This window comes from Glaciibacter kafniensis, from assembly GCF_039538945.1.
GTDB classification, from domain to species: Bacteria; Actinomycetota; Actinomycetes; order Actinomycetales; family Microbacteriaceae; genus Cryobacterium; species Cryobacterium kafniensis.
This window is the reverse complement of record NZ_BAABCN010000010.1, coordinates 137772-161712: the sequence shown is the minus strand read 5'-3', so window position 1 is coordinate 161712 and position 23941 is coordinate 137772. Positions and strand designations below refer to the sequence as shown.

General features: G+C 59.3%; 22 protein-coding genes. 6 read left to right on the top strand and 16 right to left on the bottom strand.

Features of this window, described 5'->3' with window-relative positions:
• Positions 1 to 6 precede the first annotated feature (6 nt).
• Complete coding sequence (locus ABD791_RS15125) at positions 7 to 774, bottom strand: SDR family NAD(P)-dependent oxidoreductase (RefSeq protein WP_345068222.1); 768 nt, start codon at positions 772 to 774, stop codon at positions 7 to 9.
• Positions 764 to 2077 (bottom strand): histidinol dehydrogenase, encoded by a 1314-nt coding sequence (gene hisD / locus ABD791_RS15120; RefSeq protein ID WP_345068220.1) that lies wholly within the window; start codon positions 2075 to 2077, stop codon positions 764 to 766. The genes ABD791_RS15125 and hisD overlap by 11 nt, the downstream gene beginning before the upstream one ends.
• A gap of 87 nt (positions 2078 to 2164) precedes the next feature.
• Between hisD and ABD791_RS15115 the strand changes: the two genes are divergently transcribed.
• Positions 2165 to 3181: a LacI family DNA-binding transcriptional regulator gene (locus ABD791_RS15115; protein ID WP_345068218.1), complete on the top strand. Its 1017-nt coding sequence runs from the start codon at positions 2165 to 2167 to the stop codon at positions 3179 to 3181.
• 27 nt (positions 3182 to 3208) lie between these two features.
• Here ABD791_RS15115 and ABD791_RS15110 read toward each other — a convergent pair whose 3' ends face one another.
• Together ABD791_RS15110 and ABD791_RS15105 are read right to left on the bottom strand one after the other, a co-directional pair.
• Positions 3209 to 4042, bottom strand: coding sequence for an enoyl-CoA hydratase/isomerase family protein (locus tag ABD791_RS15110; protein WP_345068217.1), 834 nt, complete (start codon positions 4040 to 4042; stop codon positions 3209 to 3211).
• Positions 4039 to 5016 carry an NAD(P)H-dependent flavin oxidoreductase gene (locus ABD791_RS15105; protein ID WP_345068215.1) on the bottom strand — a complete coding sequence of 326 codons (978 nt, stop codon included), beginning with the start codon at positions 5014 to 5016 and terminating at the stop codon, positions 4039 to 4041. Before ABD791_RS15105 ends, ABD791_RS15110 begins: the two co-directional genes overlap by 4 nt.
• Before the next feature lie 168 nt (positions 5017 to 5184).
• On the opposite strand from ABD791_RS15105, the gene ABD791_RS15100 reads away from it, so the two are divergent.
• Both ABD791_RS15100 and ABD791_RS15095 read left to right on the top strand, forming a co-directional pair.
• A complete protein-coding gene (locus ABD791_RS15100) occupies positions 5185 to 6141 on the top strand; it encodes a crotonase/enoyl-CoA hydratase family protein (RefSeq protein WP_345068213.1) in 957 nt (318 codons plus the stop codon).
• Positions 6142 to 6236: 95 nt separating this feature from the next.
• Entirely contained in the window at positions 6237 to 6788 is a 552-nt protein-coding gene (locus ABD791_RS15095) for a carboxymuconolactone decarboxylase family protein (protein ID WP_345068211.1), read from the top strand.
• Between the two features lie 146 nt (positions 6789 to 6934).
• On the opposite strand, the gene ABD791_RS15090 is transcribed toward ABD791_RS15095, so the two are convergent.
• The 5 genes from ABD791_RS15090 to ABD791_RS15070 form a co-directional block, all read right to left on the bottom strand.
• Positions 6935 to 7729, bottom strand: a complete 795-nt coding sequence (locus tag ABD791_RS15090) for an enoyl-CoA hydratase/isomerase family protein (RefSeq protein WP_345068209.1) — start codon at positions 7727 to 7729, stop codon at positions 6935 to 6937.
• The gene (locus tag ABD791_RS15085; RefSeq protein WP_345068207.1) at positions 7722 to 8231 is read right to left on the bottom strand and encodes a nuclear transport factor 2 family protein; all 510 of its coding nucleotides are present in this window, start codon (positions 8229 to 8231) and stop codon (positions 7722 to 7724) included. The genes ABD791_RS15090 and ABD791_RS15085 overlap by 8 nt, the downstream gene beginning before the upstream one ends.
• Positions 8232 to 8388: 157 nt before the next feature.
• Complete coding sequence (locus ABD791_RS15080) at positions 8389 to 9063, bottom strand: TetR/AcrR family transcriptional regulator (RefSeq protein WP_345068205.1); 675 nt, start codon at positions 9061 to 9063, stop codon at positions 8389 to 8391.
• Between the two features lie 195 nt (positions 9064 to 9258).
• Entirely contained in the window at positions 9259 to 10446 is a 1188-nt protein-coding gene (locus ABD791_RS15075; RefSeq protein ID WP_345068203.1) for a thiolase family protein, read from the bottom strand.
• A gap of 124 nt (positions 10447 to 10570) precedes the next feature.
• Complete coding sequence (locus tag ABD791_RS15070) at positions 10571 to 11611, bottom strand: cyclase family protein (protein ID WP_345068201.1); 1041 nt, start codon at positions 11609 to 11611, stop codon at positions 10571 to 10573.
• A 163-nt stretch (positions 11612 to 11774) separates the two neighbouring features.
• Between ABD791_RS15070 and ABD791_RS15065 the strand changes: the two genes are divergently transcribed.
• Positions 11775 to 12716: an alcohol dehydrogenase catalytic domain-containing protein gene (locus ABD791_RS15065; protein ID WP_345068199.1), complete on the top strand. Its 942-nt coding sequence runs from the start codon at positions 11775 to 11777 to the stop codon at positions 12714 to 12716.
• A gap of 95 nt (positions 12717 to 12811) precedes the next feature.
• Here ABD791_RS15065 and ABD791_RS15060 read toward each other — a convergent pair whose 3' ends face one another.
• The 7 genes from ABD791_RS15060 to ABD791_RS15030 form a co-directional block, all read right to left on the bottom strand.
• Entirely contained in the window at positions 12812 to 14467 is a 1656-nt protein-coding gene (locus ABD791_RS15060; protein ID WP_345068197.1) for an FAD-dependent oxidoreductase, read from the bottom strand.
• A gap of 2 nt (positions 14468 to 14469) precedes the next feature.
• The gene (locus ABD791_RS15055) at positions 14470 to 15039 is read right to left on the bottom strand and encodes a nuclear transport factor 2 family protein (protein WP_345068195.1); all 570 of its coding nucleotides are present in this window, start codon (positions 15037 to 15039) and stop codon (positions 14470 to 14472) included.
• Between the two features lie 10 nt (positions 15040 to 15049).
• A complete protein-coding gene (locus ABD791_RS15050; RefSeq protein ID WP_345068193.1) occupies positions 15050 to 16075 on the bottom strand; it encodes an ABC transporter permease in 1026 nt (341 codons plus the stop codon).
• Positions 16076 to 16082: 7 nt separating this feature from the next.
• Positions 16083 to 17573 carry an ATP-binding cassette domain-containing protein gene (locus tag ABD791_RS15045; protein WP_345068191.1) on the bottom strand — a complete coding sequence of 497 codons (1491 nt, stop codon included), beginning with the start codon at positions 17571 to 17573 and terminating at the stop codon, positions 16083 to 16085.
• Complete coding sequence (locus ABD791_RS15040; protein WP_345068189.1) at positions 17573 to 18727, bottom strand: sugar ABC transporter substrate-binding protein; 1155 nt, start codon at positions 18725 to 18727, stop codon at positions 17573 to 17575. Before ABD791_RS15040 ends, ABD791_RS15045 begins: the two co-directional genes overlap by 1 nt.
• A 112-nt stretch (positions 18728 to 18839) precedes the next feature.
• Positions 18840 to 20777 carry a flavin-containing monooxygenase gene (locus ABD791_RS15035; protein ID WP_345068188.1) on the bottom strand — a complete coding sequence of 646 codons (1938 nt, stop codon included), beginning with the start codon at positions 20775 to 20777 and terminating at the stop codon, positions 18840 to 18842.
• 123 nt (positions 20778 to 20900) lie between these two features.
• Positions 20901 to 21308, bottom strand: coding sequence for a hotdog family protein (locus tag ABD791_RS15030; protein ID WP_345068186.1), 408 nt, complete (start codon positions 21306 to 21308; stop codon positions 20901 to 20903).
• Between the two features lie 66 nt (positions 21309 to 21374).
• Between ABD791_RS15030 and fabG the strand changes: the two genes are divergently transcribed.
• Together fabG and ABD791_RS15020 are read left to right on the top strand one after the other, a co-directional pair.
• Positions 21375 to 22127: a 3-oxoacyl-ACP reductase FabG gene (fabG, locus tag ABD791_RS15025; RefSeq protein WP_345068185.1), complete on the top strand. Its 753-nt coding sequence runs from the start codon at positions 21375 to 21377 to the stop codon at positions 22125 to 22127.
• Positions 22128 to 22260: 133 nt separating this feature from the next.
• Positions 22261 to 23913, top strand: coding sequence for a class I adenylate-forming enzyme family protein (locus tag ABD791_RS15020; protein ID WP_345068183.1), 1653 nt, complete (start codon positions 22261 to 22263; stop codon positions 23911 to 23913).
• The last annotated feature ends 28 nt before the right edge of the window (positions 23914 to 23941 follow it).

Genomic DNA, 23941 nt, shown 5'->3' with positions numbered 1-23941 from the left:
TCCTCGTTAGCGCGCGATCATGCCCGCTGACAGGTCGATGTCTGCCCCGCACAGGCCAGGCATTCCCAGCATCGCAACGGCGGCGTTTGCAACCTCTTCCTCCGTCACCATGCGCTGCAGGGCAGCGCGCGAGACGAATGATTCCCGCGCCTCATCGAAGCTTGAGCCTGTGACTTCCGCATCCCTGGCGAAATTACGCGTCATCCTTTCGCCTTCGACCGGCCCTGGAGACAACGAGTTCACGCTGATTCCGAGCGGGCCGACTTCCCAAGCCAGTGTCGCCGTCAGTCCAATCACGGCCATCTTCGACGCTGTATACGGTGTTCGGCGAGCGAGCGGGCGCTTACCGCTGACTGAAGCCAGGTTGATGACATCACCCGCGCCCCGTTTCACCATGGGTGGCAGCAACGCCCGGCACATCAGATAGACGCCTTTGACGTTAGTCGCAAAGACCTCGTCCCAGTCGTCCGGCTCGATATCCACCAGGTCTGCGACGGGGCCCGCGATACCGGCGTTATTGACGAGGATTGATACCTCCTCGTCGGCGATCTGCTCCGCGAACGCGGCAACCGACGAAGGTTCCGACACGTCACACGTGAGCACCCGAAACGCGCCGGATAGCTGCGCTGCGGTCTCATCGAGCTTCGCAACGGATCGCCCTACAAGGAGGACCCTCGCACCCTCTTGGGAAAGCGCGATCGCGATTGCCCGACCAAGGCCATTACCCGCACCGGTGACAACGGCCGTTCGGCCGGAGATGCGATCAATTGGCATACCGATCACCTAGCCACTCAAACTTCTGACCCGCGTACTTGGCAGCGCGAACATCACCGGAGCGAGCGTGACCTTCAAACAGCTCAACGCGCGCGGCACGCCCCAGAAGCTCGCCCAGCTCGGCACTCGCCACCTGCGTCGTGACCTCCTGATACGTGACCGTCTTGATGAACTTACCTACCCAGAGCCCACCGGTGTACCGAGCCGACTTCTTAGTGGGAAGCGTGTGGTTTGTTCCGATGACCTTGTCACCGTACGAGACACAGGTACCTTCACCGAGGAAAAGAGCACCATAATCACTCATCCTCTCCAGCGCTTCGCGCGGTTGCTCGGTTAGGATCTGCACGTGTTCGAATGCATACGTATCAGCAAGCGCGTACGCCTCAGTGAGGTCGTCAACAACGATGACCTCACCGTGTTCGCGCCAAGACGTCTCCGCGAAGTCTCGCGTGGGCATCCCGGGAAGGATCTCATCGATGTGCGCCATCACCTGACGAGCAAGGTCCTCGGAGGTCGTAATAAGTACGGCGGGAGAATCGGGGCCATGCTCCGCTTGACTGAGGAGATCAACCGCGACGATGAACGGATCGGCCGCGTGGTCGGCGACAATCAGAACCTCAGTCGGGCCCGCAAACAGGTCGATACCAACGGTGCCGAACAATTGTCGTTTAGCCTCTGCGACGAACGCGTTGCCAGGGCCGGCCAGCATGTCAACCCGACCGATTGTCTCGGTGCCGAGCGCCATCGCGGCAATTGCTTGCGTACCGCCCAATAGACGGATCTCATCCGCACCTGCGAGATGCAGCGCCGCAACCGTTGCAGCAGGAATCTCCCCACGGATCGGCGGTGTACATGCCACCACTCGCGGAACGCCAGCAACTTTTGCCGTCACGACGGTCATGTGTGCGGAAGCCAGCAGCGGATACCGGCCACCCGGTACGTAAGCACCGACGGAGGATACGGGGATATTCTTCTGCCCCAGAAAGACGCCGGGCTCAACTTCAGCTTCAAAATCGTGCAAAGAATCACGCTGACGCTGGGCGAAGTCACGCACGCGCGCCTGCACAGTAATAATGTCTTGGATCACCTGGTCTGGGACGGTCGCAATGATCTCGGCGATCCGCTCAGCAGTGAGAAGGAAATCGTCAGGTGACCACTTGTCGAAGCGCTCAGAATATTCGCGCACAGCTGCGTCCCCACGCAATCGAACATCCGCGAGCACAGTCTCGACAGTTGATCGAACAGCGTCTGAGCTATCTTGCTGATCTGCTGCCGCGTTACCAGTCTTTAAATACCTTGCCATGAGGTTCCTCTCCATTGGGATGCAGTGCTAGCATGTTGTGCATACGTATACATGTCAACGCTGACGATGATGAATTGAGAAATCTGGATGCCCCGCCCTGCCACAAGCATTGATGTGGCAGCGCGCGCCGGAGTCTCCCAGCCAACGGTTTCGCGCGCGCTGAGAAATCTGCCAAGCATCTCCCCAGAGACCAAAGAACGCGTATACCGTGCCGCACGCGAGCTAAATTATGTGCCCCGCGAAGCCGGCCGTTCGCTTGCCACCCGGCGATCTCGTCGCGTCGCGATTATTTCTGAGGCGCTGACCAACCCGTATTACCCCGAACTTATCGAGCCGCTTCGCCGGGAACTCGCCCATCTGGGCTATCGAGCCGTGCTCGTGGCAGACTCCTCCGACGACGTGCTCACCGCAGATGCGCTCAGCGACGGCTCATACGACGGTGTGCTCGTGACCACGGCCGCGCGCGACTCGCGTTTGGCCGAAGATCTCCGTTCGCGTGACGTGCCCCATGTCTTCGTAAATCGAACGGTTGATGACCCCCTCAGCCGCAACTGTGGCTTCTCCAACGGCGCGCATTTGCTCGCCGATCTGCTGGTTGAGCAGGGCCACCGCCGAATCGCCCTCCTCACCGGGCCCTCTCAGTTCTCCACCGCATTCGAACGTGAGCAGGGACTCAGGGAGGCATTACGCGAGCACGGCCTACGGATCCCCGACCGCCAGGTACTGCGCATCGACTACACCGTCAGCGGTGGCCGAAACGGCGCATTGACCTTGCTCACGTCCTCAGAACCGCCAACCGCGATCGTGTGCGGAAACGACGTCGTCGCAATTGGAGCGCTCAACGCTGTTCGCGCGATGGGGTGGCGGGCGCCTGACGACGTCTCTATCGTCGGTTTCGATGACATCCCGGCAGCCGGGTGGGACATTGTGTCACTCACCACAGTGCACTGCGACCTCAATGCCCTCGCGAGTGTCAGCGTCGCTGCTTTGCACGAGGCGATGGAAGGGGAGAAGAGTCCGCTGCGTCACATTCTCGAGGTCTCGCTCGTCCGCAGAGACAGCCATGGCCGGCCCCGTGAGAAGTTGCCTCCGAAGCCGGCCTGACGGTTAACGAGACGCTAAGTTAGACCGTTAGCGAGATGCGGAAAGGTCTGATGTGGGAGCGACGCAATACGCCGCGATAACCGCCTTTAGACCTTCAGCCGCAATATGTCTCTTGACTTCGGCAACCTCCGGCGCCTGGTGCGCCGTGGCGTCGAATTGGGCAAGATCGGCAAGCGCGGTGCGGTGACCCATGCCGTCTGCAACCCGGTTGATGGCCGCCTTCTTGATGGCAAGGATCGCCGGTGGCGTCATCGCAATTCGCTCAGCAAGACTGCGAACGCTGTTCAGAAGCTCCGATGCCGGCACCGAATGATTTGCCCATCCCCACTCGACGGCTGTGCGCCCGTCGATGCTGTTCCCGGGCACGAAGGAGAGCTCTTTGGCGCGCTTCGGGCCAATCAGGGTAGCCAAGACGGGCGAGACGTAGCCGGCACCTACCGGAATCGAGACGATGCCAATCTTCGCGTCATCGGCGACGATGGTGATGTCCGTGAAAGTCACGAGCTGACTCGCGCCGGCGATGCAGTATCCATGAACCGCCGCGATGACCGGTTTGGGGTGCTCCCAAATCGCTTCGTACCGAGCGAGGTTGCGACGAAGCCGTGCACGATCGGCGTCGAAGTCGACTACGGAGTCTGGCGCGACCTGCCCGAGATCGTAACCAGCGCTGAAGCCCTTCCCCTCGCCGCGTATCGCAATGACGGGTTCGCCGTTGTCACGCAACCAATCGAGTGCGGCCGAGAACTCCTCGAGCAACTCATTCGAAAGCGAGTTCGCCTTCTCCGGACGATTCAGAATCACCCAAGAGATCGGCGACTCGTGCTCCAGCCGGATGGACTTAAAGGTTGGCTGCGCACTCATGCGATCACACTCGTCAGGCGACCGCGGATGATCTCCTCGGCTTCGGCAACAATCGTCGACACAATCTCCTGGCACGACGCGATATTTGTGATGAGGCCCTGCGACTGGCCAGCCCACCACAGCCCGCCGTCAACATCACCCTGTGCAAGCACCTGCTCCCGACCGCGCGCACCGGAGGCAAGCGCCGCGATGTCTGCGAAGGTCGTACCGTCTTGCTTCTCAATCTCGATGATTCGTTCAGAGACCGCGTTTTTTGCTACCCGCGCGGTGTTGCTGAACTTCCGGAAAACGAGCTTCGTGTCTCGTTCAGTGTTCGCCACGATCTGGTTCTTAACATTGACGTGGACCGGCGCTTCGAGACTCGCAACGAATCGGGTTCCCATGTTGATGGCGTCAGCACCCAACGCGAGAGCCGCTGCGAGCCCACTTCCGGTCGCAAAGCCACCCGAAGCAATAATGGGCAAATCAACTTTCGCTGCCACCGCGGGAATCAATACGAGGCTCGGGATGTCTTCTTCACCGGGGTGACCCGCGCATTCAAATCCGTCTACAGACAGCGCGTCAACGCCGATGCGCTGTGCCGTCAGCGAGTGCCGAACGGCAACAGTCTTGTGCACGACCTTGATGCCGGCCGCCTTAAATGTCGGCATGAAGGGTGCTGGATTGGATCCTGCGGTCTCCACAATCGAGATCTTGTTGTCCGCAATGACCTGAACGTACTCGTCGTACGGCACCGGGTTGATGGTGGGGAGCATGGTCAGGTTGACACCGAACACGCGATCGGTCAAGCCTCGGGTCTGCCTGATTGCCTCGTCGAGGGCGGCTGGAGTCGGATACGAGAGCGCCGACAAGAATCCGAGCGCCCCTGCATTGGCGACCGCTGCAATAAGTTCGGCGCGTCCAACTCCAGTCATACCGCCGCAGACGATCGGGTGCTCGACACCGAACGCCTCGGTGAATTTCGTAACGATCATGTACGACCAACCTCTCCATCGTGGTTAAAGACATTCGCAGCCGCCGTCCTCATATCTGAGGCTCTGCGCCGCTCCGCCTGACTGTAGTCGTGATTAAAGCGGCTGTCAACGCGAGCGTTGCTTACACTCCACACTGAATCACTCGAGGGCTAGACGTCGTCAACACTTATGTTGCATGATGAGCGTATGACTTCCTCGAATTCATCCGAAATCTCCTTTGAAACGGTGACGTGGCACGTCGATGACGACGGCATCGCGTTATTGACTCTCTCCCGCCCTGATGCGCTGAATGCCTTCAACGTCACCATGGCGCGAGAGCTCGAACATGTGTTCTTGACCTCAGCCCGAGAAGACTCAGTGCGCGCCGTGATCGTGACCGGCGAGGGTCGAGGCTTCTGCGCCGGCATGGATCTCGCGGTCGACGGGAATGTCTTCGGCCTCGACGAATCTCTCGATCCGACACCAGAGGAATTCCAAGCCGCCTATGATCAGGGCCCATTTCACGACGGCCTTCGCGATACCGGCGGACGAGTGACGCTGGCCATCCAGTCACTACCGAAACCCGTGATCGCAGCAATAAACGGCCCTGCGGTCGGTATCGGCGCAACGATGACGCTGTCGATGGACATCCGTCTCGCCAGCACTTCAGCGCGCATCGGCTTCGTTTTCGGTCGCCTCGGCATCGTGCCCGAAGCATGCTCGACCTGGTTCCTTCCCCGCCTCGTGGGGTTGTCGACGGCGATGGAATGGGTTTACTCAGCCTGCATCCTCAAGCCCGAGGAAGTGCTTCGCGCGGGCCTCGTTCGCTCGATCCATGAGCCAGATGACCTCCTCCCGGTCGCCTATGCGCTCGCGCAGGAATTTGTTCGAGGTCGTTCTGCGGTCGCGTTGGGGCTGTCAAAGCAACTGCTCCTACATGGGGCGGGCGCTACCGATCCGCTTGCTGCGCATCTTGCGGAGTCCCTGGCGATGTTTCGGACATCGATGGGCGATGGCAAGGAAGGCGTCGCCGCATTCCTGGAGAAGCGAGACCCGGTGTTTCAGGGCCGAGCATCGGAGATCGCGCCCATCATTCCGTCGCGAAGTCTTGCAGGACAACGCACCGACGACGGCACCAACGCATGACGGCGGTCAGCCAACAGGAGATCGACGCGCAGGCTGGTGACCTTCTCGCAAACGTCCCTGACGGGGATGGCCTGACTCAAATCCAGCGCGTCCTGATGCAGTTCGCACTGGACATCTCGGCTTCGAGCCTCGACATCGACGCAGCGCAGCAGCGGCACGACGAAGCCGTATCACTCGGTGTGACACCAGACCAGCTCAGCGAAGTCGTCACGTTACTAGCCTCAATCGGGGTACACACCTTCTTCGAAGGCGCCAGGATGATCGACCTGGCCTCCCCGGGGTCGGCTGAACGCGGTGCGTTCGATCCCGAGAGGCAAGAAATCTGGGACCGCCATGTCGGCGATCGCCGCTATTGGATTCCCATGAAGGAAGAGATTCCCGGCTTCCTTGAAGCGTTGCTCTGGACATCCCCGGACAGCTTCACGGCATTCATCACATTCGTCGGGGTTCCGTTCAAGAGCCGCCATGTAGACACTCTGAGCAAAGAATTGATCAGCATGGCAGCCGATGCATCCGTTTCGCACCGCTACCTGCCCGGCATGCGGATGCACCTGCGCACATCCGTGCTGATGGGCGCGAACCGCACAATGATTCTGGAGGCGCTGGCAATCGGCGCTGCATCCAGTAGCCACATCGGCGTACACTGACGCATCGTCGATAGACATGGCGACGTTCTCGTCGCTCTGCAGATCAGCCTAAGCAGACGACTCGACGCTTCAAAGCGAAATGCCCGGCCAAATATGGCCGGGCATTCGCTTTCAGTCGGTCACCCGATCGAATGCCGAGATATTTACTATCGGCCGGTCCACTCCGGTAAACGCTTACCTACGAAAGCCGCCTGGCCTTCAACAACGTCATGCGAGCTCGCGTACTCCTCGATGACGTCAAACTTGGTAGCGACAGCAACCTCGAGCGGGTGCCCGAGGCGAGCGTTGACAGCGTGCTTTGCCGCCTGCTGAGCAAGGGGTGATGCTGACGTAAGCTTGCGCGCCCAGGCTTCGGCCGCCTCAGTCAGTGCGTCCGCGGTCACGACCTCATTCACCAGCCCGTAGTGCAATGCCTGCTCGGCGGGCATGCGCTCGCCGGTCAGAATGAGCGACATCGCAACGCGGTAAGGGAGCTGGCGCACGGCGCGGTGAACAACACCGGCCTCGCCGATAATCCCCACCTTAATCTCGGGCAGCGAGAACTTTGCCGTGTCGGCGGCGACGATGATATCGGCACACATCGCAAGCTCGAAACCGGCACCCAGCACGTAGCCCTGCACAGCAGCGATCAGCGGCTTCTTCAGAATTCGAAGCGGCCCACCGACACCGGTCAAACCGCCCCCGATAGCGAGACGCTTGTCTCGTGTGCTGACGCCGCCACTAATGTCGGCACCAGCAGAGAAGGCCCGCTCGCCCGAAGCAGATAGCAGCACGACCCAGATCTCGGGGTCGGCGTCAATCTCATCCCAGATGCGAGCCAGCGAATCATCCATCCCGTGAGTGATGGCGTTTAGCGACTTTGGCCGGTTGAGCGTCACGTAGGCGACATGATCCCTGACCTCATAGAGGATCTCTGCTTCAGCTGTAGCGACGTCACTCACCGGACTGCTCCCGTGACGAACGATCAATCATGAGCATCTTCTCGGGACGCGCGTGGTAATTATCCGTGCCTGCCGTCTGCTGCTCGCGACGAGTGATCTTCCATCCTTCATCGGTGCGAACAAAGACATCGTGGTATCGGCCGTACACGATGCCGTTCGGGCGCTCGCGGTTGTACTTGTGCCATGCGAGAAGCACAGATCGCACGTTCGCCGTGTTCTCATCGACGAAGTCGATCACAACGTTCGACACATGATGGCTTGTGCCGGCGAAGAACGCGGCGATGCCCGTGTCGGGGTTGGCGAGCGTGTGGAGGTAAGCCTCGGCACCTGACGCGCCGTGGTTCCCGTAGGACACATACAGGTCCTCGGTAAACAGTGGCAGCATCCCCTGCGGCTCAGCCGCGTCAAGGTGGAAAGCATAGGTGTAAAGGACTCGCTCGATCGCGTCCTCGTCGGCCATGCGCTGGACGGTGGCGATCAGGTTGTCTGCGTTGACGATCACGGGGTCTCCATTGTCTGTCGTGATGATGACTTACGTCATTCTACGCAGGTGTTGATGCCATCGTCAACACCTGCGTTCACGACAAAACCCGCACCGCCGGCGAAGCATCGAGACGCAACAGTTGGCGGTGCGGGTTTCAGGCTCGAGACGCGACAGTTCAGGCTTGAGACGCAACCCGTTCGACGTCAATGCCGGAAAGCAACACCTCAGCAAAGGTTCCGCTAATATCGTCAGCCGAGTACCGGCTCTTGTTCGGAACATACCAGCGGTGAGTCCACTGGGTCATTCCGAAAATCGAGTTCGCGATGAGAGTCGTCGATAGATCCGCACGGAACTCCCCTTTCGCCTTTCCCTCGTTGATCGCATCGATGAAGATGCGCTCAATCTTGCGCGTAATGTCAACCATCTGCGCTGCCCACTCCGCGTCATTTGACGTGATGCGGGCCATGTCCTCACCGATATAGAGGTACATGTAGGGGTAGTGCTCAACCTGCGAGTTCAGCAGCATCGCAATAAGCGCCCGTATCCGCACGCGCGGAGACTCTTCCTTCGCAGCAATATGCTCGGCGCGTTCCAAGTTCGTGCCCGTGAGCCCTCGAATGCACTCTTGGAAGAGCTCCTCTTTACTAGACACGTAATAGTAGAGCGAAGCACGATCTGTTCCGAAGGCAGCTGCCACGTCGCCGAGCGTCGCGCCGGCATAACCCTTCTCACGGAACACGTCTGCAGCCAGCTTTACGAGTTCAGCCCGTTTGGCCGCGTAATCAGAGTTGCCGTCTCGGAGGGCATTCTGCCGCCGTTTTCCAATTCCGCTCAAGTCGGATTTTACCAAAATGCACTCCTAGATCGTGGATTGAATTGGGCAGATCTTATCGGTGCGCAACTACCCAAATTATCAACATCATTGTTAGACATCATCGCAAGGTTATACCCCGGTGAGGCTGAGAATCGCCCCAAAGCGGCCCAATGCGACTCGGCCGAGAGGACTCTCATCCGCAGGAAGAACTGATGTCCATTCTTCTCGGATCTACGCGTCCCAGCGTCGAATGAGTGCGGCGAGCGCCTGTCCGCCACCGATACACATCGTAACGACGGCGTACTCGAGGTCTCGGCGATGCAGGTCAAGCGCAGCTCTGACCGTGAGGATCGCGCCGGTCGCTCCGACCGGGTGCCCCATGGCAATAGCGCCGCCGTAAGGGTTGGTTTTCGCAGGGTCAAGGCCAGCGTCACGAATGACGGCCACGGCCTGCGCCGCGAAGGCCTCATTGAGCTCGACGACGTCTACGTCGGCTGGCGTCAACCCGGTCTTGTCCCACAACCGCTGCAGTGCATACACCGGCGCATACCCCATAAGTTCAGGCTCATTACCAGCGGTCACCACTGCTTCGATCGTGGCGAGTCCGGAGAGCCCTCGCGCACGAACATCACCGTCGCGCATGAGAACCGCGGCACCTGCTCCGTCGTTAATGCCCGACGTGTTGCCCGCGGTCACCGTACCGCCTTCACGAAATACCGGCTTGAGGGCTGCAAGAGCCTCCATCGTGGTCTCGGGCCGAGGATGCTCATCGACCGAGACCTCAACGGGCCTCCGCCCACCGGAGGACACCGCCACGATCTCTTCCGCAAACGCAGCCCGAGCGGCATCGGTAGACGCCCGTCGCTGACTTTCAACAGCGAACGCATCCTGTTCAGCTCGGGAAACGCCATATTTCGCGGCCACGTTTTCCGCGGTGACGCCCATGTGAGCGTTGCTAAACGGATCGGTCAGAATAGCAACAGTACCGTCGAGGAGCTTGCGGTCACCGAGGCGCGCGTTTCCGCGGGCATTGAAGTCCATGAATGGCGTGCGCGACATACTCTCATCGCCTCCGGCGACGACCACATCCACTCCGCCCCACAGCAGCTCTTGCGCACCCGACCAGATAGCTTGAAGCCCTGATCCGCACAAGCGATTTACGGTGAAAGCGGGCGTCTTGTTCGACAATCCCGCTGCCAACGCAACGCGTCGCGCGTTGTAGGCGTCTGGGCCATTCTGGGCAATACAGCCCATGATCACTTCTCCGACGTCGGCTCCGTCTATGTTTCCACGGCGGAGAGCCTCAATAGCTGCTGCTGCACCGAGCTCATGTGCCGCAACGTCTTTCAGCACACCTCCGAAGCTTCCGACGGGCGTGCGGGCTCCCGAGACAATGACAACCTTTTCAGTGGTGTTCATGGGTGTGATCCTTTCGGGACTTCGTTGTCTCGCTCTGATGTTGCCGCGGCTGCATCAGAGCGAGACCGGAAATGACGGTAAAAGTATTGCGCTCTTCTGAGACATTGGTTGACGTCAAGAAGAATTACTTGATGGCGATGGGGCTGATAACAGACCCCACCCCGCCCGGCAGGTTGAGCGGCGGAGCACTGACAAAGAATTCATATACACCATCCGCTGCACACGCGTCGGCGATGGCACCGAGGCTCCAGAGCTCCCCCAATGGCAATCCCAAGTCAACGAGTGCCCCTCCGTGGAATGGATAGGGGACAGTCATCGGCAACTCATTGGGAACAACTTCGCACCCAGGGTTGTCAACGACAAGCGCGCCGACATCCTGCGCGTGAAGCCACGCAATAGTGTCGCGCCCCACGCCAGGCACGCGCGCGTTCCAGTCCTCGCGCTCGGCATCAGTCTCAAGCGTGTACCAACGCTCGACGTGGCCGGTCCGGATGATGACGATGTCGCCAGAGCGAATCTCCACCCCCTCTTTTGCTGCTGCGTCGTCAAGCATCTGGGGAGTCACGAGTGTGCCCGGCTCCATGAAATCCACACCCAATAGGCGCGGGAGATCCAACAGGACTCCTCGGCCGACGAGGGACTCCTTCAGCTGGGAGATATCGAGATCGCGAGATCCGGCCGCTGTAACGTTGCCGACCCAAAATCCGTTGTACAGGACGCCATCCAACGCCCAGTGCGCGAAGCTGTCCCACTGCGTCGACGCATGCATCGCCATCGTGACATAGTCATCGGTGAAGGTAACACTTGGCTCGTCATCAGGTGACGACAGGCTGGCTACGATGTCTGTCCCCGTCATCGTGAAGTAATGCTGGGGTGCGGGCCGCCCCGACCATGCCGGAGCGTCTGTGCCGATCGGGAGCGCCATGGAGATAACTCGACCGGTGCTGATCAGCTTGGCCGCATTGGCCACGATTTCAGGCGTGATGAGGTTTGTCGTGCCCAGGACATCGTTCTCGCCCCAACGACCCCAGTTATTGACACCCGTCGGCGTGTATCCTCCGATAACCTTGCCCGCTGCAGTCACCTCATACGTTGGCGCCTTCCAGGTGCGGGCCGGGATGCTGTTCGCCTCGTCGCGACTCATCGTGTGTTCTCCGATCTTCATCGATCACGCCGCCGCGCGAATGAGCGGCGGCGCTCAGCTTGACTTTACGGCGTACCCGCCACATCGTCAACACTAACGTTGCATAGATCGATTTTGACAGGCAAGATGGAGACGCCGCGCACCGTAAAAGCCGCGACGTCGACCGAACAAGGGAGTTCTGCTCATGAAGGCATGGCATTTCAGCAAGACAGGCGAGCCCCTCGAGCTCGTCGACATAGCGGCACCGACACCGGGCCCCGGCGAGGTCGCCATACGCGTCCGCGCGGCGGGCCTGTGCCACTCCGTCATTGGCCTTATGGACGATGAAGTGTGGATGAAGATTGCGAACCTGCCCATCGTTCCTGGCGACGAAATCGCCGGCGAGGTCACGTCCCTCGGCGAGGGTGTGACCGCATTCCACGTCGGCCAGCGAGTTGTCGTGTGGCCACGTAACGAGCTCTTCGGATACCTGCGTAACGGCGGATTCGCCGAACACGTGATCGCGAACGAAGGCTCTGTGATCCCGATCCCTGACGGAATGTCATTCGAGATTGCCGCAGCTATCTCCGATTCCGGACAGACCTCACACAATGCGGTCGTATCGACCGGCATGGTGAAGGCTGGCGAGAAGGTCGGCGTCATTGGCGTCGGCGGGCTCGGACTCACTGGCGCGAAACTCGTAAAGTTGCTGGGCGCTGAACTCTTCGTCGCCGAGATTAACGAAGAGGCCTGGCAGCTCGCGACAGACGCAGGCGCATCACGGGTTGTGCGAAGCATCCTTGAGTTGAAAGACGAAGAGCTGGATGTGATCATCGATTTCGCCGGGATGGGCGTCACGACTGCGGAAGCTATCGAGGCTGTCAAATCAGAAGGTCGAGTCGTCCTGGTGGGGATGGGACGATCCGAAGCGACGATCAACACTCACACGATGATCATGAAGCAACTCAAGCTCCTCTCCGTGCTCGGTGGAGTCCCCGCTGACATCACTGCGATGCTCGGCTACGTCGATCGTGGAGAGCTCTCACCGCAGGTGGAACTGATTACATTCGACGAGATTCCTGCTGGGCTCGACCGGCTACGCAACGGCGACGTGCGCGGGCGCTTAGTCGCTGTTTTCGGGGAATGATCGGTAAATCAAGCTGAGCAATCGCTCCCCCGCAACGTGCTGAGGTCTCGGATTCTGAATACGGATCCGAGACCTCAGCACGTTGGTTGAGCAGCCTATCCGGCCATGAGTGACTTGCCAGACAGATAACCGAACACCAGGCTCCGACCCACAGCCATTCCACTGTTGTAACCAGCACCGAACTCAAGTCGAGCAGCCGTATTACCGACAGCATGGAGACCGCGAATCGGTTGCCCATCTACGTCGATTACTCGCGCCTGTTCGTCAGTCTTCAGCCCTGCAGAGGCAAGCCCCGTGTTGACGCGCTCAAGCTTGATCGCATGAAATGGCCCCTTCGACACAGGGCCGATGTTGGGGTTTGGCTTCATAGCAGGGTCTCCAGCCGAAAGCCTGCTCCATGGCCTCGAACCGCGACCAAACTCGTCATCTACGCCAGAATCGGCGGCTTGGTTGAACCGCGTGATCGTTTCGGAGAGTCCTTCAACATCGATGCCAGCGGCCTCTGCCAGGTTCTCGATGGTATCGGCTGTGATCGCCATACCTTCGGGCATTGGCGCCCCAGCGGCGAGAGGTCCGAGATTGTACTTTCGGCGAAATTCCTCGTCAAACACCATCCATGCCGGCCAGTTCGGAAAGTCCTGTTTGTCGCCGTCGAACGTGTAGAGCGCGGCCACGTAGCTGTGAAAAAATGATTCGTCGCCGAAGCGTCGACCCTTACGGTTCACAACGACGGTGTGGGGCATGCCAGGGAACATATGACGATACATCTTGCGGCCACCCCATTCCTCGCCGGGAATGTGAATACCGAGGTGGGTCGATTTGCCCTGCGGGAGAGTCGTGCCGATCGCCGCCCGAAAGCGCGATGCTAGTTTGAAATGATCGCCGGTAACGGTGGGCAACACAACGCTATAGAGGTTGCGCACGTACTCGAACGTCTCCATAAGCTCGGGGTTCCAGTCGTACGCACCCGTTGCCAACACCACTCCGCGGCTCGCACGGATTCGCTTTTGGCCACTCGCTCCATCAACGACGACGCCATCGACACCGTCGGTGCCCAGCAACTCGACGACTGTCGTACTAGCGCGGAACTCTACGCCCCGCTCAAGCGCCATCGCGATGAGGTTCGCCGAAATACCAGCGCCCTGCGCGCGCTCCGAACGTGCTGCACGCTCGATACCTCGCTCAGCAAGCTTTTCGCGATCTCCTCCGCATTCAATCAAGTCACGATTGCTGAGGACATTACTTCCCACGCCACCGGTGCTCACGCCGGCGTTTGAAATCGTCTTGTGCTCCCATTCCCCGAGCTTGTTCGCCGGAAAAGGTACGCCTTCCAGATAACGACCTTCAGCCTTGGAACCCGGAGCTGTGGGGTAGTAATAGTCGGGCATCTTCTCGATGACCTGAAGGTCGAGTCCCAGAGCCACAAGTTCATCAATCACCCGCGGGCCAGTCCTGATGTAGGCATCTCGCGTGTCAGTGTTACCGTAGCCGGCGCTCAAAAAATCCACATAAGCGCGGACGTCTTCGACCGAGTCTTCGATTCCTGCTTCGCGCGCTTGAGTCGTAGGACCGATCCAAATCTGGCCAGCAGACAGCGCGGTGACGCCGCCAAGCTCATGGTACTTTTCGACCACGAGTACGCGTGCACCATCGATAGCTGCAGCGATCGCCGCGGCCACTCCGCCAGCTCCTGAGCCGACGGCAATGACGTCATACTCCTCATCCCAACGGGATTCTTCTTTGCCTGACATTTTCACTCTTCCTTATTAATAACGTCCGACTCCGGCCATGGCGCGTAAAGAACATCGCTTTTGTCTCGTTGAGACTTCGTCCAGGCGGGATCCAGCGCGGCAAAATTGGCAGGAACAGGCGGGAGCATCCAGTCGTATGCAACTGTGCGCTGCTGAATCCTCCACCCGATCCCCGGACGCAACTGAAACGTATCCACGTATCGGGCCATGATCCTCGTGAAGACCTGTCCCTCGATATCGCCAGCAAACGAGTCGCCACCCGAAGGATCCACAATCTGCAAACTGAGGATGTAGCTTTCAACGCGCGCCTGCTCCCGCCCTTCGCGGAATCGGATGCTGACGTTGGTCACCACATGCGTCGACGAAGGCAAGTGCTGGTGTCGGTTCTGCAACCAATCCACCAGTTCGTCAGGCCTGCCAACGAACGCCCCGTGCGAATCCTGCGCATCATCGTGATAGCAGGCACGAACCAGGTCCCAATCTCGCCGATCAGCGCCCTGGCAATAGTCGAAAATTACCTTCGTGATGGCCCGTTCAGCCAGCATCTCGTCAATAGCGTCGTTACGATCCATGTCTTCACCCTCAACTCTTGTGCGTCTTTGTCCACCGCGAAAGCAGCACACCGACGATGAGAGCTACGCCACTGAACACGGGCTGAGTCCAGAAAGGAACACCCAACAGGCTCAGACCTGAGAATCCGACTGCCAACAACAGAACAGCAGACATCGTGCCCCAGACGTTGAAGAAGCCGGGCCGCACCGTCGTTGATCCCAGGAACACCGCTGCGAATGCAGGCAGTAGCAGGTTGGAGCCAAATCCCGGGTTGGCTGCTCCCGATAGTCCCAACTGAAGCACACCCGCAAGCGCCGCCACGACGCCAGCGAGGATGAACATGACAATCTTCAGCTGACCCGTTCGGATGCCAACCATACGAGCAACACGCTCATTTCCACCCGTCGCATAAATCTTGCGACCGGCTGAGGTCTTCGCCAGAACGATATACATGGCGATGGCTGCCACCAGGACAATCCAGACGGACATCGGGAAACCCAGAATCGGGAAGCGAGCAATCTGAAAGATGATCTGCGGGATGCCCGTGGCGATCGTCTGCCCACCGCTAATACCTGCAGTCAATCCACTGATCGCCAGACCAATGCCGAGCGTGGCAATCAGCGAGTTGAATCCGAGCTTTGCCACGAGGAAGCCAGAGGCAAACCCAAAGATCCCACCAGCAACCAGCCCCACGATAATCGCAAGAGGGGCGGGCACGCCAGCCACACATAGTACGGCGACCAGCATTGCAGAGAATCCCAGGATGTAGCCGGGCGAAAGATCAAACTCACCGGTGACGGCAACGAGGAGAACCGCAAGCGCGAGGAGCGCACCGACCGCCTGCCCTAGAGCAATACCCTGAAGATTGGCGAGGGTCGGGAATGTCTCCGGTCGCAGGATCGAGAACACGACGAAGAGCATAGCCGCGAGGATGAGGATGCTGTAGTTCCGGAACACTCGACTCACGCCATCGCGAAACTTCTCTCCCCCGCTTCGACGCGACGTCGACTGATAGACCGTCGTCGTGATGGCCGGGGCCGCCTCACCGTCGGCCATTACGTTTTCACGCGTAGGTTGCAAGGCTAATCTCCTCTGTCGTCAGTTCACTGCCACGAAGTTCCTGAATTACCTGGCCGTCTCTGAACACAAGTACGACATCGCAGAGGCGGGCCAGCTGAGCGGGTTCGGTCGATCGAATAAGGACCGTTCCGCCGCTCGCGCGCACCTTCTCCAGCGCAGCAAAAATTGCTTCTCGAGCGTTGGGATCAACGCCCGCTGTGGGGTCATCGAGCAGAAGAATCTTGGGGTCCAGCAGTAGCCAGCGCCCCATGAGTACCTTCTGCTGATTTCCACCGCTCAATGAGCCGAAGCCCACCGAGGGATCAGTGGGATGAACTCCCATCTGATCAATCATTCGGTCAGAATCAACCCCTCGCTTCGCTCCCCAGCCATATCGTTCGGTCTTGGGAAGAGTGAGATTGTCTTCGACAGTCAGCTCCATCACCCCGCCCTCGGCAATCCGGTCGGAGGACAGGTAGTACACGCCATGATCGATCGCGTCTCGAGGTTCACGAATAACGACCTCGCGGCCATCAATGCTGATCGTGCCTTGGCTTGCCTGTTCGATACCGCCCAGCGCACGCAGAACTTCTGATGCACCGCCTCCAGACAGACCCGTAATGCCGACGATCTGCCCGCTGGACGCAGTGAGGCTTACCCCCTCGAGACCCGGGCCGAAAAGCCCGCTCACCGACAAATCTGCCGCACCATCACGCGCGCCCGCGTTCTCGTGCCTCGAAGCATACAGCTCGACGCTACCGCCCACCATCGCGTGCACGACGGCCGACTCATCAAAACTCTCCGCAGTGAATTCCGCAACGTTCTCACCGTTGCGAAGGACCAGACTGCGGTCACAGAAGTCACGAACTTCGCTCAGTCGGTGCGTGACCATCAATACCGAAAGCCCCCGACGCGCAGCTTCTCGAACGCGGCGCAGATACCGTTCAGCATCACGTGTCGGCAACGAGGCAGTCGCCTCATCAAGGATGAGAAGAGCCTTGTCTGGTTGGATACCGGCCAGCGCGATCGTGAACGATGTCAGCGCACGCTGGCCGGCTGTCAAAGAACCGCACAGGGCGGCTGCGTCTACCGGAATCTCAAAGTCATCCAGCATCTGTTGTGCGCGCGCGTTCAATTCTCGCACGCGCACAACACCGAACTTCTTGGGAAATCCGATGTGGATGGCGATCGCTTCTGCCACGGTGAGGTCGTCAACGAGCGGAGACTCCTGATGCACCACCCGGATACCGCGACGTCGCAATGCCACTGCGTTGAAGTCGCGGGCGCCGAGGACATCGCCGTTGAAGGTGATGACGCTGCCAGAATCGGGTTGGTTAATGCCGGTCAAAACCTTGACCGTCGTAGATTTGCCCGATCCGTTTGAGCCGAGCAGCCCGACAATCTCGCCACCTCCAATTTCTAGGTTCAGGTCTCGTACAACCCGATAAGCGCCGTACGAGATGCCAAGGTTTGAGACTGCGAGCCGCGCACTCATTACGGCTTCACACCCCAGAGAGCGAAGTACTCCTTGTCGTAACCGTTATCAGCGACCCACTCAGAAGTGGACGTGATGTTATCGGTCGTGAAGAGCTTGATCGGCACGTGCTGTGCGTACTTGGTCTCTTCGCTCGTTGCCTGGGGGTCTTCCCACAGAGGGTTATCCGTAAGCACGCGAATCATCTGGTCGACGGCCGCGAATCCCATGTACCGGTTGTCTTGTGCCGCGTCCATTGCCTGAACGTTGCCTTCCTTGACGAACTGTAGATTCTGTTCACCGCCGACGGCTGCGACAACCTTGACGCGATCCGCGAGTCCAAAGTTGGTAATGCCGTTGACCATGTCGGCCGCGGGTGCATTGAACGCGCCCATGACGTAGTCGACATTCGGCATCGTCTGGAGCAGTCCGGCAATGCGGGAGCCGAGCCCGTTTCCGACCTCAGACACCGTGAACTGTACAGGGTCACTCAGAACACAGGTGCTGCACTCTTTGATGACTTCAGCAAACGCGCTGGTGATCTGACCAGTGGACTCGAATTCCTTGTTATCGGTGAAAAGGATGTTCGCTTTTCCGCCCGAGTCGACGACGACCCAAGCCGCCATGGCCCGGCCCATCTCGAAGAAGTCTGGACCCACGTCGTACAGCACGCTGTCGCTGGCAGCCGAGCCAAGGCCCGTCGAGCCGACCGGAATTCCCCTTTCTGATGCGAGCGCCAGACCTGACTGCACCAGCACACGGTCGGTTGAGGCGAGAATAATCGCATCGACTCCGCTATTGACTGCCTGTACGACTGCCTGGTTCTGCGTTACGGGGTCGCCCTTACCGTCATAGACGGTCACATCCCAGCCGAGTGCTTTCGCTGCTTCCTCCGCACCGGCGGCCTGCGCCGCGCATCCGGCGACGATCCCGCTACACGAGACGATCGCCAGCTTGGTTCCCTTCGGCGGTGTCGGCGTGGAGTCCGGGCCCGCCCAGGGCTGCGGCGCTGTCGACCAGGCATCGACCCGCTGCTCGAATGAAGCGAGGTCGATCGACGCAGTACTCGAACTGGGGTCAGTCGTTGCGCCTCCGGTTTCGGCAGAGCATCCCGCGAGCGCTATTGCACCGACGCTAACCAACGCAAGCGTTGCGAGAAATTTGTTCCTCTTCATTTTTACTCCTCATTGAGTGTTACGCGAGTGGCTCCATCAAGAGCCAAACCAGCATCGTCAACATCATCGTAGATCAAGATCTTCAGTTGTCAACAGATGTATTGACGAAACGTCAAGCAGAGATGTGATTCTGCGCCAAGATGGACGCGTGGGTGACGTAGTCATTGAGCGTCGGAGTCTTGACAAGCTCCCAGTACTCAACATTGAGAAACGGCATCACGAAAATGACGCGCCCCTTCGAGTTGCGGTAGTACGTACTGAACCCCGGGTGGCTCCAGACCGTTCGCGAGTGGTAATCGTCGACGAGATCGTTGTAGCGATTCGTTGCTTCCTCGGTCGGATCGATCGCGCGAACACCCGCCGTGAACATCTCCTTGAGCAGCTCACGCAGGTAGCGCGCCTGAAGCTCAGTGAAATACATGAAGCTACCGCTCGGCGGAAGCGAGTGCGGGCCCCCAACCATGAAGAGGTTGGGGAAGTGCGGAATACCCACGCCAAGATAGGCACGTGGATCGTCGTCTTCCCAGTACTCACTGAGCAGAAGATCGTTCTCGCCCTTGACCTCATAGGAGCTAAGGAAGCGGGACGCAGCAAAGCCTGTCGCCCAAATAATCACATCGGCATCGAGGTGCTGCCCGTCCTTGATCTGAAGGCCTTCCGCATCAACGCCGGCAACAGCCCCGGTAACAAGACTGACGTTCTCCCTGGTCAGGTTCTTGTACCAGCCGTTGTCCATCAGCATCCGCTTACCGAAAGGTGGGTAATCGGGCACTGATGCTTCGATGAGATCGGGATGCGCGGCGAGCTGCTCATTGATGTAGTTCGTCAAGAACTCACGCTGGCGGTCGTTGCGCCGGTTAATCGAACGCTCGGGGTGCGGCCACTCCGGGTCAACCCGAAGCGCATCGATGACCTTGTCACCATGCTGCCAGAACAAGCCCAACCAGTACCATGACCGATACAGCGGCACCTGATCCAGTAGAGTGCGCTCACCCTCCGCGATCGGTTGGCGAAACTGCTCGAACGGTGCAACCCACTGCGGCGAGCGCTGCACGATCGTCACATGCGCGGCAGTTTTCGCAATACGCGGAGCAATCTGTTGGCAACTCGCCCCAACTCCAACGATCACCACCCGCTTACCCGTCAGGTCAAGTTCGTGGTCCCATTCGTTGGAGTGAAACTGAACCCCTGAGAAAGTCTCGCGACCGGCGACATTCGGGAGCACGGGCTGGTTCAGAGACCCAACGCAGCTGAGCACCATATCTGTGATGTGTTCCGTAAGCCCACCATCGGGATCACGCGTAGTGACGGTCCATTTCAGAGTCTCGTCGTTGTAGTGCGCACTGAGAACCTCGGTGTTGAACTGAACTCGATCACGCGCACCGAGGTCGTCCAACACATCGTTGAAGTAGCCATAGAGCTCGTCACGCAACTCGTAGTGGTGGATCCAGTCTTTGTACGAGAAAGAGAGGGAGTAGAGGTGGCTCGGGGTGTCAACGCCCGCACCGGGGTAGGTATTTTGGAACCAAACGCCACCCGCCTCGGCGCCGCGTTCGAAGATGACGAATTCGATGCCCAGCTGCTGAAGCACTCGGACCGCAGCGAGGCCGGAGACCCCCGTGCCGATGACGATAGCCGTGAATCCCGCGGGGGCTTTCACATCAGCGCTCTGCTGAAGAACCTCTCCCGTCACCGATGCGCGCCGCTCGAGCTCTTCGCGCAGAATGGCTGCGTGGCGGTCACTGATCGCCTCACCAACAAAGAAGCTCGCGACGTGCTTGACAGCTTCTTCAGTCTCCATCGAGATGGCCGGCTTATCGCCCGCTAGCAACGACATGACAGCTCGGACTGCCGCCTCTCGGATCTCCTCTTGGACCTCCTCCGGAAGCTCGCCGGTGATGCGCGGCGCAACGCCGCGGAATTTGCTCGGCCGATACCTATCCGAGAGCCACTTCTCATCGCCCGTCACCTGATACACAACCATCAGTAGCACTGGAACGGTTGCTACCTTCACGGCTTCGCGAATCTCGCGCTCCGTCGACTCTGACATCGCCTCACCTATCCTGTCCGGCCCTAATCAAGTGGCCACGTACGTGTAGTCAACTACAGCGTTGACTAAACTGTCAATACCTACGTTGACATCGGGCTTGAAGTGCACTTTCCTGCGGTCGGGTCAGAAAATGTACCTCGTGCGCGCGGTGAATCCGCCCACGGCGCCGCGCCCGTCAACCTCGACCCCAATAGCCCAGGCGGCATCGACCGTATGCTCGTCACGCATTTCACACTCAGCGAGAACGAGCCGCAGCCGAATACGGGAGCCGATCAGAATCTCGTCAAGGCGAACGTCGTCAATGCCATAGTTCAGCCCGAACTTGCGCCCGGCGACAACGATAAGTTCCATCATCAAAGACGCCGTCCGCGCAACGATCAACCCCTCCGGAACGGTAGATTCCGACGGTTCTGCACCGACAGACTCGTTGTACAGGCGCACGTCACGCTCACCCAGTTCGACAAAGCGGCTCATGCCAATCAGTTCCCCGACGGCCGCCACCATTGCCGCCGGACCTTCTAGTTCTCGCATGGGCAGTCACCCTGCCAGGTCTCCGTTATGCTGTCAACACTTGCGTTGCAAGCCAAAGGAGGAGCAATGGATTCGAAGGTGGCACTTGTCACAGGTGCATCGCGCGGATTGGGCCGGGCAATTGCTCTCGCTCTCGCGAATACAGATCACAGGGTCGTCGCTGCCGCGCGCACAATCGAGGGCGCCGAAGATACCGCCCGATCAATTCGCGAGGCGGGCGGCGACGCAATTGCGATCGTGTGCGACGTGCGTGACGGCGAATCCATCACAGCCGTCGTCGACGCGACCATTGCTCAATACGGCCGGCTGGACGTCCTGGTAAACAACGCGGGGATTACTCGCGATGCCGGCATGCATCGCATGACCGATGACGACTGGGACACCGTGATTGAGACCACGCTGACGGGTGGATTCAGGCTGTCCCGCGCGGCACAGCGACACATGGTGAGCCAGGGCGAAGGCGGACGCATTATCTTCATCGGCTCAATCGCGTCCGAAGGTAGCCGCGGGCAAGTGAACTACGCGGCCGCGAAAGCGGGTCTCATCGGGTTGGCAAAATCCATGGCTCTAGAGCTTGGCCGGTACGATATTACGGTGAATGTCATTTCTCCTGGCCACATCGAGACCGAGATGACCCGTGGCGTCGCCGATCGCCTCGGTGTCGATTATGAAGATATTCGCAAGAAGCGAATTGAAACCAACGCGGTCACGAGAGTTGGCACACCGGAAGACATCGGTGCTGCCGCCGCATATCTCGCGTCAGATGCCGCTGGCTACGTAACGGGAAGCGTTCTCGTTGTCGCCGGAAAGCCAGTATGACGGTTGACAATTCTGCAAATGCTGACATAGATTTCATCAACGCAGGTGTAGATTGCTCGCACATCCGCAAAACTCGTCACGCAACGACGCCGACGACACCCAACGCAGGGAAGAGAATTTGACTATGTGGTCCGTGAACAGTGAAGCCATGCCGCTCGGCGACCTGCTTGTCCGTACCGCCTCGCGAACGCCTGATCGTATCGCCATCGCACTTCCGGGCGAGGAGCACACGTACGCCGAGCTCCTCAACGAATCGATTCTCATCGCGAGAGGACTCCTCTCGCTGGGCATCGAGCGGGGAGACCACGTCGGCATCGTGGCGCCAAACTCCTACGAATTCGTCGCGGCTTTGTTTGGCACGGCCCTCGTCGGAGCAGTCTCGGTGCCGCTGAGCGTGCGAAGCACACCCCGAGAGCTTGCGTACGTAATCCCCCATGCAGAGCTCAAGGTCATCTTCGCCACTGACCTGATCCGCTCCCATGCCGACAGTGTTCAGCGCATTGCCGACGCGTTTCCTGGCCTAAGCGACAGCGACGCATCGAAACCACTACACCTGGCTTCTGCGCCGCATTTGCAACACGTGGTTATGCTGCAGGGCGAGGATCGTCCTGGCACTATTGGCAGGGTTGCCTTCGCGAAGCTGGCGGATCAGTCTTCGAGCGACGCGGTAAACATCGCGCGTTCCCGCGTGCGTATTCGCGATGCCGGGCTTGTTCTTTACACTTCGGGAACAACCTCGAATCCCAAGGGTTGCTTGCTGTCCCATGAGAACATCACGCGCGGCACTTTTGCTCGCCCAGGGGCAGCCTTCTCGGCTGAAGAATTCACCGAGCCAATGGTGATGTGGTGCGCACCCCCACTGTTCCACAGCGCCGCAATCCAAGGGCTCCTTTTCTGCATTCACCTCGGCGGAACCTTCCTGACAGACGTACATCTGGACGGAGACCGCGCCCTCGCACTCGCGCGCAAATACCGGGCAAACTCATTGTGGGGCATGTTCATGGCGGCGATGCGTTCACTCATGGACGCAGAGGGGTTTGACCCGGCAGAGTTCTCGCACGTTCACTCCATGATGTCGGTCGGCACACCCGCAGATCTCATGGAACTTCAGTCAGTGTTCCCGCAGGCCCTTCTGGTGAATGGGCTCGGCATGACTGAGGTGACCGGATGGTTCGCGCTGTCCGATCGCGCAGATACCCCCGAACAGCGAGCCCGCACCCAGGGCAAACCAGTCACAGGCGCAGAGATCCGAGTGATCGATCCAGAGACCGGAGAGGATCGCCCTGATAATACTCCGGGTGAACTCCTCATTCGCACCTACACCGTAATGCTCGGCTATTTCCACGACGAGGAGAAGACCCGCGAAGCAATCGACGAAAATGGGTGGCTGCACACCGGAGATCTCGTTTCTCGCACCCCGACCGGTCATCTCATTTTTGAGGGTCGCATCAAGGACATGCTCAAAGTTGGTGGCGAAAATGTTCCCACCACTGAGATCGAAGTTTTCTTGTGTGAACACCCCGATGTCCTGATCGCCGAGGTTGTCGGCATTCCCGATGCGCGTCTCGACGAGGTTCCGGTCGCCTTCGTGCAACTTTCTCGGGGCTCGATGGCAACAGCCGACGATCTGATCGCGTATTGCAAAGGCGAGCTCGCGTCATTTAAGACTCCGCGAGCGATCTTCTTTAAGGAAGAGACCGACTGGCCGATGTCATCGACAAAGATCAGCAAGGTGGCATTGCGCGTTGAAGCGCGTGAGCACCAGGTCTCGTCAACCCGGCCCTAATTGAGTCTCACTCCGTCCCCATACGATC

Coding starts and splice junctions, on each gene's coding strand:
- ABD791_RS15125 (WP_345068222.1), bottom strand. CDS start 774: ATGCCAATTGATCGCATCTCCGGCCGAACGGCCGTTGTCACCGGTGCG.
- hisD (WP_345068220.1), bottom strand. CDS start 2,077: ATGGCAAGGTATTTAAAGACTGGTAACGCGGCAGCAGATCAGCAAGAT.
- ABD791_RS15115 (WP_345068218.1), top strand. CDS start 2,165: ATGCCCCGCCCTGCCACAAGCATTGATGTGGCAGCGCGCGCCGGAGTC.
- ABD791_RS15110 (WP_345068217.1), bottom strand. CDS start 4,042: ATGAGTGCGCAGCCAACCTTTAAGTCCATCCGGCTGGAGCACGAGTCG.
- ABD791_RS15105 (WP_345068215.1), bottom strand. CDS start 5,016: ATGATCGTTACGAAATTCACCGAGGCGTTCGGTGTCGAGCACCCGATC.
- ABD791_RS15100 (WP_345068213.1), top strand. CDS start 5,185: ATGTTGCATGATGAGCGTATGACTTCCTCGAATTCATCCGAAATCTCC.
- ABD791_RS15095 (WP_345068211.1), top strand. CDS start 6,237: ATGCAGTTCGCACTGGACATCTCGGCTTCGAGCCTCGACATCGACGCA.
- ABD791_RS15075 (WP_345068203.1), bottom strand. CDS start 10,446: ATGAACACCACTGAAAAGGTTGTCATTGTCTCGGGAGCCCGCACGCCC.
- ABD791_RS15070 (WP_345068201.1), bottom strand. CDS start 11,611: ATGAAGATCGGAGAACACACGATGAGTCGCGACGAGGCGAACAGCATC.
- ABD791_RS15065 (WP_345068199.1), top strand. CDS start 11,775: ATGAAGGCATGGCATTTCAGCAAGACAGGCGAGCCCCTCGAGCTCGTC.
- ABD791_RS15060 (WP_345068197.1), bottom strand. CDS start 14,467: ATGTCAGGCAAAGAAGAATCCCGTTGGGATGAGGAGTATGACGTCATT.
- ABD791_RS15055 (WP_345068195.1), bottom strand. CDS start 15,039: ATGGATCGTAACGACGCTATTGACGAGATGCTGGCTGAACGGGCCATC.
- ABD791_RS15050 (WP_345068193.1), bottom strand. CDS start 16,075: ATGGCCGACGGTGAGGCGGCCCCGGCCATCACGACGACGGTCTATCAG.
- ABD791_RS15045 (WP_345068191.1), bottom strand. CDS start 17,573: ATGAGTGCGCGGCTCGCAGTCTCAAACCTTGGCATCTCGTACGGCGCT.
- ABD791_RS15040 (WP_345068189.1), bottom strand. CDS start 18,727: ATGAAGAGGAACAAATTTCTCGCAACGCTTGCGTTGGTTAGCGTCGGT.
- ABD791_RS15035 (WP_345068188.1), bottom strand. CDS start 20,777: ATGTCAGAGTCGACGGAGCGCGAGATTCGCGAAGCCGTGAAGGTAGCA.
- ABD791_RS15030 (WP_345068186.1), bottom strand. CDS start 21,308: ATGCGAGAACTAGAAGGTCCGGCGGCAATGGTGGCGGCCGTCGGGGAA.
- fabG (WP_345068185.1), top strand. CDS start 21,375: ATGGATTCGAAGGTGGCACTTGTCACAGGTGCATCGCGCGGATTGGGC.